Annotated in this window: 9 protein-coding genes and 1 pseudogene; 3 read left to right on the top strand and 7 right to left on the bottom strand. The window is 48.2% G+C overall.

The window, feature by feature from the left end; all coding sequences use genetic code 11:
• Positions 1 to 1,286, bottom strand: a 1,286-nt coding sequence (tssI, locus tag BM019_RS30250) for a type VI secretion system tip protein TssI/VgrG (protein WP_139217407.1), incomplete at its 3' end; no start/stop codon positions are given.
• 559 nt (positions 1,287 to 1,845) lie between these two features.
• Here tssI and BM019_RS30245 point away from each other — a divergent pair.
• Positions 1,846 to 2,112, top strand: a complete 267-nt coding sequence (locus BM019_RS30245) for a DUF3077 domain-containing protein (protein ID WP_092422744.1) — start codon at positions 1,846 to 1,848, stop codon at positions 2,110 to 2,112.
• 83 nt (positions 2,113 to 2,195) lie between these two features.
• On the opposite strand, the gene BM019_RS30240 is transcribed toward BM019_RS30245, so the two are convergent.
• Positions 2,196 to 2,792: a lysozyme inhibitor LprI family protein gene (locus tag BM019_RS30240; RefSeq protein WP_007923698.1), complete on the bottom strand. Its 597-nt coding sequence runs from the start codon at positions 2,790 to 2,792 to the stop codon at positions 2,196 to 2,198.
• 41 nt (positions 2,793 to 2,833) lie between these two features.
• On the opposite strand from BM019_RS30240, the gene BM019_RS31235 reads away from it, so the two are divergent.
• A complete protein-coding gene (locus tag BM019_RS31235) occupies positions 2,834 to 2,935 on the top strand; it encodes a DUF3077 domain-containing protein (protein ID WP_114762358.1) in 102 nt (33 codons plus the stop codon).
• A gap of 214 nt (positions 2,936 to 3,149) precedes the next feature.
• Here the strand turns inward: BM019_RS31235 and BM019_RS30695 are convergent, their stop codons facing one another.
• Both BM019_RS30695 and BM019_RS30690 read right to left on the bottom strand, forming a co-directional pair.
• Entirely contained in the window at positions 3,150 to 3,920 is a 771-nt protein-coding gene (locus BM019_RS30695) for a hypothetical protein (RefSeq protein ID WP_139217406.1), read from the bottom strand.
• A 180-nt stretch (positions 3,921 to 4,100) separates the two neighbouring features.
• On the bottom strand, positions 4,101 to 4,973 hold the full coding sequence (locus tag BM019_RS30690; protein WP_139217405.1) for a hypothetical protein: 873 nt from the start codon (positions 4,971 to 4,973) through the stop codon (positions 4,101 to 4,103).
• A 22-nt stretch (positions 4,974 to 4,995) separates the two neighbouring features.
• On the opposite strand from BM019_RS30690, the gene BM019_RS31120 reads away from it, so the two are divergent.
• On the top strand, positions 4,996 to 5,259 hold the full coding sequence (locus BM019_RS31120; protein WP_239691125.1) for a DUF3077 domain-containing protein: 264 nt from the start codon (positions 4,996 to 4,998) through the stop codon (positions 5,257 to 5,259).
• Positions 5,260 to 5,326: 67 nt separating this feature from the next.
• On the opposite strand, the gene BM019_RS30685 is transcribed toward BM019_RS31120, so the two are convergent.
• The 3 genes and pseudogenes from BM019_RS30685 to BM019_RS30220 form a co-directional block, all read right to left on the bottom strand.
• Positions 5,327 to 6,424 (bottom strand): tetratricopeptide repeat protein, encoded by a 1,098-nt coding sequence (locus BM019_RS30685; protein ID WP_139217404.1) that lies wholly within the window; start codon positions 6,422 to 6,424, stop codon positions 5,327 to 5,329.
• Positions 6,417 to 9,164: a glycoside hydrolase family 19 protein gene (locus BM019_RS30225; protein ID WP_239691124.1), complete on the bottom strand. Its 2,748-nt coding sequence runs from the start codon at positions 9,162 to 9,164 to the stop codon at positions 6,417 to 6,419. Before BM019_RS30225 ends, BM019_RS30685 begins: the two co-directional genes overlap by 8 nt.
• A gap of 54 nt (positions 9,165 to 9,218) precedes the next feature.
• Positions 9,219 to 9,545: pseudogene (locus BM019_RS30220) on the bottom strand (type VI secretion system tip protein VgrG); the annotation flags it as partial.

Raw genomic sequence — 9,545 nt, 5'->3', positions numbered from 1 at the left:
CCGTAGCGGTCGCCGGCCCAGCTGGAGGACACGCGCAGCCAGCAGCTGGTCTTGTCGTCGGCCTTGCCCTCGCGGTCCCAGTGGAATTGCACCTTGACCCGGCCGTACTGATCGCAGTGGATTTCTTCGCCCTTGGGCCCGGTGACCACCGCGGTCTGGCTGCCCAGCACCCGCGGTTTCGGGTGGTTCAGGGCCGGGCGGTAGAACACCTGCCAGGGCGTGGCGAGGAAGCGGTTGCGATAGCCCTGGTGGAAGTCATCCTTGTTGTCGGTGGTGTCGCTGGTCACCGACTCTTCCAGCACCTGCGGCTGCTTGCCTTCGTGGACGATGTGGGTCAGCAGCCAGAGGTCGTTCCACTCGCTGCGCGGATGCTCGGACAGTTCCAGGAAGTGGCCGCTGACCAGTCGCGTCTGGTCGCCCCAGCCTTCGGCCTGCTGGTAGTCGGCGCGGTGGCGTTCGAGGGCGCGCTGGCTGAGGAACTTGCCACGCGCGCGGTCGGTGAAACGGCCCGGGTAGTCGTAGTCTTCCAGGTCCGGTTCTTCGCTTTCAGCCTCGGGTTTATAGGCCGCTTCCAGTTGCAGGCGCGGCTTCTCGAAGTCGTAATCGCGTCGAGTAGTACGGCGGGTGCGGGTCTCCAGGCGCAGGTTGAAACCCTTGATCACCGGCTCGTCGGCGACCATGCCGCTGCCCTGGATATAGGCGGTGGGCTGGCCGAGCTTGGGGAACACGGTCTGGTCGTCGCCGAACACCAGCAGGTGGCCCTGCGGGCTGTGCTGGAAGTGGTAATGCAGGCCTTCCTCTTCGCACAGGCGCTGGATGAAATGCAGGTCGGTTTCGTCGTACTGCACGCAGTAGTCGCGGTCCGGGCATGGGGTGCCGAGCTGGAACTGGTAGGCGTTGCCCTGGATGCCGTGCTCTTCGAGGATCAGGGCGATGATCTTCGGCGCCGACAGCTGCTGGTAGATGCGCTGGTTGGTGCGGTGTTCGAGGTAGGCCAATTGCGGCACCAGCGACACCTTGTAGCGGGTCAGGCGCTTGCCGGCATCGCCCTGGGCCACGCGGTAGATCTGCCCGTGGATGCCACTGCCTTGCGGATCGAAGGCTAGAAACGCCTGCTTGTGCAGCAGGGTTTCCAGGTCCAGGTCGGGGTTCTCGCTGACCAGCTCCAGATCGAAACGGAACGGCTGGCTGATGCCTTCGATCCCCTCGAAAGACAGCACCTGCAAGTCACCCTGGAAGTCGTCGACCGTCAGGCTGAAGTGGGTTTCATTGGAAGGATTGAACATAGCTTGCTCCCTGCTTGGTGATCATCCATGACATCGGTGGCGCTATGAAAAGGTGGTCCTCAGAATACAGACGCTATCAAGTAGAACGCATAACGATTGTAGGAAAACACCGAGCATCGGCAGGATGATTCCTAATTTGATACGCGACTCACAAAGATCTGCCTGACGCTGCCGCCAAAGCCCACTGAACACGTCGAAAATACATCGTCATAAAATGCGGTAATCCTGTCATTGCAGCTGCCCAGCCTCCCCGCTATCCTTCCGCCGTCGCTGCAAAATCAGCGGCCGGGCTTGGTAACCCGACGAGTAAACGGCGCGTAAGCGCCCTCCATAACGAATGCTGGCGCTTTTTTTGCGCCTGCATTTTCGTTATGGCAGCTGTGCGCGGGAGACCTTCGGGTCTGCCGGGCTCGTTTACCCCGGTTTACCAACCTGCGTACAGCTGCCACCCATTCGCTTGGTAACGAAGTGGCGGCTATAACCCAGTAAACGGAGTTACTGCCATGAACGTTATCGTCCTAACCAGAGCCCACTTCCAATGCAAAATCGGAGGTGAGCAATGACCTCTTCTATCAAAACCATCGGCATCGTCACCTTCGCCGACTGCGGCGAAAAAGAACAAAGCCTGTTCCGCGTCAATCCAGACATCCCCGCCCGGGAAGCCTTGGAGCATGCTTCCAACCTGTTCTACTACGCCAAGAAACTCATGCTCGATGCCGCGATGGAGGAGCAAGGAGAGCGTTATGCTTGGCCAGCTTACTATCTGTGCGAAATGGGCAAAGCTGTAGTGGATGACCTTTCGAATGCCATTTCGCCAAGTCAGTAAAAACAGTACTCAATGAACATTTGATACATAGAAGGCAAGCCATTAAAACTAATGGCTTGCCTAGTGTAATCTCAGAGAGTCACTCAATAGATCGGCATTTGAAAACGCATCCTAGACAAACACCGTTCAGTAGCTTCACCATAAATTTTCTGTGTCATCACACAGTTCTTTTTGGCATATTCAGACCAGCCCGATCCAAAATCCATATCTCCGCCCACATATGCAACAGCTTTAGCATAATCCATAGAGGTTGCTTTTTTATTCACAATGGATACCGCTTTATAGAACCCATCCCCAATGACTCCAGTTCGCAGATATACAATTTCATTTACACGAAAGCTCGTAAACTGGTTCAAACAAGAAAGTCTTTCAATGGGAGCTTCTTGACCGGAAGACTCCTCATCCTCATCATTACATTGCTCGTCCCTCAGACGAATCCAGCTTTTTTGTGCAGAAACCAAGTCAGCCTTAAAATCAGAGGCTAGCTCATCAGAAAGAGCTTTATATTGCTCATTCAAAATCTTATCGATTTTTGAAAGAGAAGCTTGAGAGCAACGCACTATATCTGCGTTTACTGTTGTATTAGCATCACACTTAGTATCTGCCATCACTGGGCTAGCGAACATCATTAGACACCCTAAAAACGCCGTAGCCTTACCAGTTATTTCCAGCAATTGCATTTCAGTGTTACCTTCGCCGACTGCGGTGAAAAGGAACAAGCTTGTTCCGCGTCAATCCAGACATCCCAGCCCAGGAAGCCTTGGAGCATGCTTCCAATCTGTCCTACTACGCCAAAAAGCTCATGCTCGATGTAGAGCTATAAGAGCAAGGAGAGCAAGGAGAGCAAGGAGAGCTCTGTGTTTGGTCAGCTCACTATCTATGCCAAATAGAGAGCATAATATTAGGCAATATTTCGCTCTCTACAAGGCGACTTAAAACTTAAAAGACTACAGCGAAAAGACGAATTTAAAGAACTCATCTTCTCCACTACGTTAAGGGCGGAACGCCCCAATCAACAAAATCACAATTTATATATTCTAACACCCTTCTACTGACGCGCACATGACCCACCCCCTAATCTCTTTGTTCTTTGAAGTCTTAAACATAATTTTCACCCACCCCGCCTCTATACTCTCTTGCAAGACTTTGTCACCACCAACTAAGTACATACGGGTAACATCAGCTGTATTTGGAGAGCTATAAATAATATTTTTACCCTTGACCGTCAGATTGATCTGCTCTCCGGCCACCCACTTCCGATATGAACTAGACTCCAACTTCTTAACAATTGCATCAGGAGTTTTATATGGAAATCGGTACTTGAGCTCGTTACCATCTAAGTTTAGAAGAACGTCTCCACCCACTCCAAAATAGTTTGAAAGACGGTCATTTCTAATATAACCATCAGGAGTTTTAGAATACACATGGACGGTATAGTAGTCGCCAGAGTAATTAATCCCAGTATCAGAGATTATTTCAACACTATGAATTATAAAAAGCTTTTTATCTTCACCATCCTTCGCATCTGCAAAAAAAGCAGCACGAACCTGGCCTGTAGAGGCCAAAAATGGCAACCCACTTATACGTGAACTTTTTCCACTTATACAATCAAAGAAAACAACATCAATACTAATTTCATCCACACTCGGAGCCCCATCATCTCCAACCAATGGAACTTCATTAAAAACTATATAGCCATCATCTGCCTTTAATGCTGGAAACACCCTGCTTTCAGGCACCTCACAAGCAGATACACTAAATACATAGCACCCCACAAGAAAAAGCAGCAATGCAAATACTTCTTTCATACCGAGCATCCACCATAGTCGCACCACTATATTAAGCTTATTGACCACCGCCGCTGTCCTACGGGGAGAGTCGTAAGAATTTGGAATTGCAACTTTTCTCCCTAAAACAGTTTTAATTCTCGCTCTATAATACCAATCATAATCGCCGCTCAAAACCACTAAAGCCGCTACCCATACAACTTAATACACAGTTAAAGGAAACATAAAAAAAACAAACTTTTTATTATCGCCCGACTTAGATATCCATTCTCCTTTGTAGCCTTCGCCATCTGTTTTCCCTATAAACTGAGCCCTCTCTATTTTTGTTCCTGGTAGATACTCTGTCATTTTTATAATGCCATCTCCAATACAACCACTGAGTACAATTTTTTCTGAAGATCTCTTGTATTTATACGAGCCACTACTTTGACAGGCCTTATCTTGCAGCTCGCCAAAAAACCACGCAGACTTTGCAATCCTTCCAACATACGGCACTGAGTTATCTTTAGCTTTCAATGCGCAACCTGAATAACAAGCCATCCGAAAAATATCCGGCTCATTACTTTCCATAAATAGATATGTTGCTGCACCACTAATTTTTTTTGCGGTGTAGACAGGAATACTTACTGCCAGTGCACCTCCTGCTGTAGCTGACGGAGCTTCTTCTTTTACTTTTATATTTTCCCCAACAGCTTCGCCACAAACAGAAGTCATGGCCAATTCACTAAGGGATAGTTCTGCATGCCCGACCACCTCGATAGAATTTCCGCGGCACTCATATCCGTACCAAGTAGGTCCTGACTGCATAGATATCTCTGTCGAGAAGCTATAAACCCTATCGACAACTATCTTTCCTCTTTCATATTCAAATGTCACCCACTGACGGGTTTTAGAGGAAGAAAGATTCTGATTCTCTAATATGTACTTGTTACCATACTGATATAGCCAATTTGAGCTAATTGCCCCCATAGACTCAGGAGTTGTGACGACCTTGCCCCCCGTAGCCGCGTCAACTAAAAAACCACTCTCATCTAGGAAAATCGTACATCCATTGGACTTACCCTTCCCATCCATACATGACTTATACTGAGGAAATATGGGCTCAGCAGAGGCCAGCGTCGGTAAAAAGATCATTAAAACGAAAGCAAATACTTTCAATTTCTTGCCCTCAAAATATAAGCCTAAAACTTATCCACATTCAAAACATGCTTCCAACCTGTTCTACTACGCCAAAAAACTCATGCTCGATGCCGCGATGGAGGAGCAAGGAGAGCGTTATGCTTGGTCGGCTTACTATTTGTGCGAAATGGGTAAAGCCGTAGTGGATGACATCTCAAACGCCATTTCGCCAAGCCAGTAAAAGCAGTACTCAATGAGTATTTGACACATAGAAGGTAAGCCATTAAAACTAATGGCTTGCCTAGACACTAACTTTGACTGCGTTCAAGTACACGCTTTGGAATTTTTCCGGCTTTTCCTGCCTGACTCATTAACGAGTTGTATTTTTTGTAATTCTCTATCGCTAGATCTTTTTTTCCATCCCCCCAATAGGCATCCGCCAAGTTAAGATACGCAACGGTTCGGCTGGGGTTCTTCGAAACTATATAGCTCAACAATTCAATAGCTTCTGGAAAGTACCCTGACTGCTCAAGCAAGAAACCTAAGTCATTAGACCAACCAATATTTTCAGGGTAATAATACTTTCCAACAACATAGTTTTCAGGAGCACAAACAGCACCTTCATCACTGCTAACTATAAAATAACCCATTAACTCTTTAAATTTTGAAAGGTCATTTTTTTTGTATGCACGTAATGCCTGGTCAAAATTCTCACCGACATCGACCGACATCAGCTTTTCTCTATCAACAGCATCCGACCCACTATCCACACGGAGCTTATTTAGATAACCAAAAGCATCAAGACCATTAAAATCTTCTAATGCAACCCCTATCAAAGCACTAGACTTAATAGCGTATACATTTAAAACCGAACGATCACAAGAACCAACATTACTTACAACAAACAAATCCTCTAGAACAATCTTTTTCTTTTCAGAGTTATATTTAAATCTTAAGTTAAACCTATATTGAGCATTGTCTTCCTCTACAGTTTTAAGATAAAGATATTTACCCTCAACAGCCGGCTTGTAATTTATCTCCCTCATTTCTCCTTGAGTATCTACGAGACGAACAACACCCTTTCCTCCATCAAACTCACCCACATTAAAACCATCATAACTTGCAGGAGAGTAGGAGTTTTTTATTAATGGCAATGCCAATGGAGCAGTAAGTACTACAGACTGTTTTCCACCAATTTCTGCAGTCAATAGAAGCTTTTGAAAGGAGGCGTCAGGCGACGCCTTCAGCACCATCACTTTCTGCCCTTTCAGTCCGGAAATTAAATTTGATTCAAAGGTCTTAGCGACATCGGCATTATCAGGAAAAGCTACCTCCTCTGCCAAAGAAAATGAGCTCAACAAGGTGAAGAATACGATAGAGCCACAATAGGAGAAATAACTATTCATGATTAAGCGCCTGATATATCTCTGTGAAATTAGTACGTCGCTCGCCATAACTCTCCGTATTCAGATTCACAACCTTAGTAATATCATTGGTACTTTCCACATTAGGAGCCACGATGTTATTCAACTTTTTCCACTCCCAGAATCCCATTGCAGACAAGAGACCTATTTTTGTTTCAAGCAGTTGATCAGGGTTAGCCACAATATCAATATTTTCTTCTGGCAATTTCTGCTTCAGCACATCCTCAACCGCTTTGTAATTAGACTTCCAAGTAAGCTGAATGAAGCCTTTACCTTTATAGCTCAACCCCTCGGAGCAGCCTCCTGGCGTCAATACAAAACCACCCTCAGCAGAGCAACAGCAGTACACACGTTTAGCTATTTCATCAGGCTTTGGAAATTGCGAGTATGCATTACTACCATTTACTGTATAAGCAGCTTTGGCCGCCACACTAAGTGCATTGTACTGCTGGATAGTTATTCTTTTATACCCAAGTTCTTCGGCCTCAGCAGGGTAATGCCCAAAATATCTTGTAAATAGACTCTTCAAGGCATCTACCGAATACCACAAGCTTTCAGACTTACCAACAAGAGCTGCTCCAACCTCTGTTTTAACTTGTGCAAAAAACTGAGCAATTCTTACCTTAGTATTTATCTCAAATCTATCAGCATATTTATTAAATAGGTCTCTCACTTCTTCACGCTTACTTTCTGAAGAAGTTGGAAACATTCCTTTCATCTGATCGAAGGTTAGTAACTCTCGCCCTGTAGAACAGAACGAACCGAGCATCCCAACCAGATGGATGTGTTGAACATTGGACTCAGCAGTTATTCCATGCTGCCCAACCAATTTCCCCCACCAGCTCAACTTCTCAATCCGCGCCTTCTCAGCAACCCACTCCTTATGCGGCGCCGATTCGCTATGCCCCATCAACTCATCCAATGAGTCCCACTTCGCTGCCTGGTAGTCCCACTCACTCTCATACTTGATAATCATCTGGGAGACCGGTTGGGCAAACCAAGGCTTACTCAGGGCATTTCCTATCTCTTCCGGTGGAAGCTTCGTGTCGTGATTTCGATCAAGGATGGTGTAGAGAGATTGTTTTGTCGGACCTGCCCCGGCAGTCACGATATTTGGGTGGTAAGCCTTGCGCTCTTCATCGGTCATATTCTCTTGCGCATGCAGAAAATCCGCGTAGAGATCGACATTGCTCCCAGTCTCTTCGATGAAGGTGAAACCTTCCCATTCAAAAGGCGAGTGGCGGTACAACGTGGTATTAGGCTCGGCAAACCAACCGTCGATGCTCTCTCCTTGAGCATCGGCGAGTAGCCCTTCCAGGTGCCACCACTGCGTATAGGTAGTGACTCCATCCATCACCACCGGAGCTTTGATTTTTTTCTCTGCTGGCAGGGCTTCCAATACGCTCACAGGAATGAGCAGGCCATAACCGACCTCTTTGCTAGCATCGTTCGCTTTGGGGGGGTTGGTAGCATTCATACCCGGCACATGAGTAATCAGCGGGGTGTGTGGCAGGATTTTGACCAGTGTCTTTTCTGTTGCTGGCAGTCTGACGGCCTGCTCTTTGGTCTGGTCGATGAAAGCCTTGATGTCCTCACAGCTAAAGACTTCCAGATGCAGTAAATTTTTCGGAGCTGCATCCGAGTAGTTCTGATACTTCCCCACATGCCCTATGAGCTCACCGGCTTTGATTTTATGAACCGGTGTCAACGGGACAATCACCCCAGGGGTTTTGGGTTCGCTTTTTGCCTCAAGAGAGTCAAGCCAGACATACCCAGGCAATGTTCCATCTGCACCCGGTGTTAACGCAGGGATGGATTCGCCGGTGACAATTTCCAGTAGCTTGCGATATTTGCCAGAAGCTTGTTCATTGCTGATTTTGATTTGCGTGCCTGTAGGTAAAAAACCTATAGGTAGCCCTCTTGCCGTGGCACTGCGGATGTTCGCCCCGGTTTTCTGCTCTGGAGGGGCGTCCTTGGCCTGTTCTCCTACAAAATAAATATCTCCGGAAAGATGCTGCATTTCACCTTTGAACACCCAACCTGTATTCGCTGGCAGAGCTGCGACTTCAGGGGTCACGCTGACGATTTCGAGCCACTTTTGTGTTGCTGGAGCAGGTTTAGTGTTCACCGTGGTGCCACGGGGTAGAACCGTCAATACCGAGGTCTGTCCTGAGTTGCCGCTACGAACTCGCAGCCCTAATGACTTGTCTGGCGCATTTGCTTTGACTTGATAAGTGTCTTTACCCCAAAAGGCAGGCCTCTTAAGCGTAGGGTTGGCCTTGTAGCCCTCCCAGTCCAGCAGATGCATGTACAGGCTGAAGAAGGTCAGGCTTGGGCTGGTAACTGGTGGCGTCGTTGCCGGTGCGCCACCTACCGGAGCGGGAGGCGCAGGCAACTCAAGACGATGTTTTACCAACACGAAACCGGTTGAGAACACCGACGGTGTTGAACCGTAATTCGAGGTCGGGTACTTCTCATCAATTCGATAAGCGACCACCTCGCCATCGGCGATGCAACGAACTTCGCTCTTGTCTGCGACTAACCCGGTGTCCTCATCGAAGTGAACGCCACCGTGCCACAAGCCATTGGAACCAAGCGGGTAATACCCATCCTTGGCCTTGGCCAAAGCCTTGTAATACTGCATCGAATCTGTGACCTCTGAAGCTCCAGCTTTCAGAGGGTATGCCCACTTTTCAACCTTGCTGCTTGTTGTCTCTGCCATAACTACTTACCTGAAATCCTGATCCTTGGTGACTGGAAGCTCTGATGGTGTCGGTTAGCCGGAGAAATTGAGCATCCGCTTCGGCCTGCGCTTGATCTGTTCTTCCGGTGCATTCAACAGTGCTCCATCCATCAAACTCCCCGCCTTATCCCTATCCGCCGCCCCCGGCAACGTCGGCGGCTTGATCCCAATCCCAGTCCCACTCCCCGGCGCTCCCCCCGCATTGATCTTCACCACCGGCCCCACCACTGTGACGCCGCCGGCATCGAGTTTGATAAAACTGCCCCCGGCCTTGATCGTCAGTTCGCTGCCCGCCTCGATCACCATCTTGGCGCCGGCCTTGAGGTGAATTTCCTGGCCGGCTTTGGTCAGTTGCGCGGT

This window comes from Pseudomonas sp. NFPP07 (assembly GCF_900115645.1).
Taxonomy (GTDB): domain Bacteria; phylum Pseudomonadota; class Gammaproteobacteria; order Pseudomonadales; family Pseudomonadaceae; genus Aquipseudomonas; species Aquipseudomonas chlororaphis.
Note: the sequence above shows the minus strand (reverse complement) of the source record. Positions and strands in the feature narration are given on the sequence as shown.

What these genes read in the sequence shown, in the direction of transcription:
- BM019_RS31120 (WP_239691125.1), top strand. Translation starts at nt 4,996, where the DNA reads ATGGGCTCAGCAGAGGCCAGCGTCGGTAAAAAGATCATTAAAACGAAA.
- BM019_RS30240 (WP_007923698.1), bottom strand. Translation starts at nt 2,792, where the DNA reads ATGCAATTGCTGGAAATAACTGGTAAGGCTACGGCGTTTTTAGGGTGT.
- BM019_RS30225 (WP_239691124.1), bottom strand. Translation starts at nt 9,164, where the DNA reads ATGGCAGAGACAACAAGCAGCAAGGTTGAAAAGTGGGCATACCCTCTG.
- BM019_RS30690 (WP_139217405.1), bottom strand. Translation starts at nt 4,973, where the DNA reads ATGGATGGGAAGGGTAAGTCCAATGGATGTACGATTTTCCTAGATGAG.
- BM019_RS30245 (WP_092422744.1), top strand. Translation starts at nt 1,846, where the DNA reads ATGACCTCTTCTATCAAAACCATCGGCATCGTCACCTTCGCCGACTGC.
- BM019_RS30695 (WP_139217406.1), bottom strand. Translation starts at nt 3,920, where the DNA reads ATGAAAGAAGTATTTGCATTGCTGCTTTTTCTTGTGGGGTGCTATGTA.
- BM019_RS30685 (WP_139217404.1), bottom strand. Translation starts at nt 6,424, where the DNA reads ATGAATAGTTATTTCTCCTATTGTGGCTCTATCGTATTCTTCACCTTG.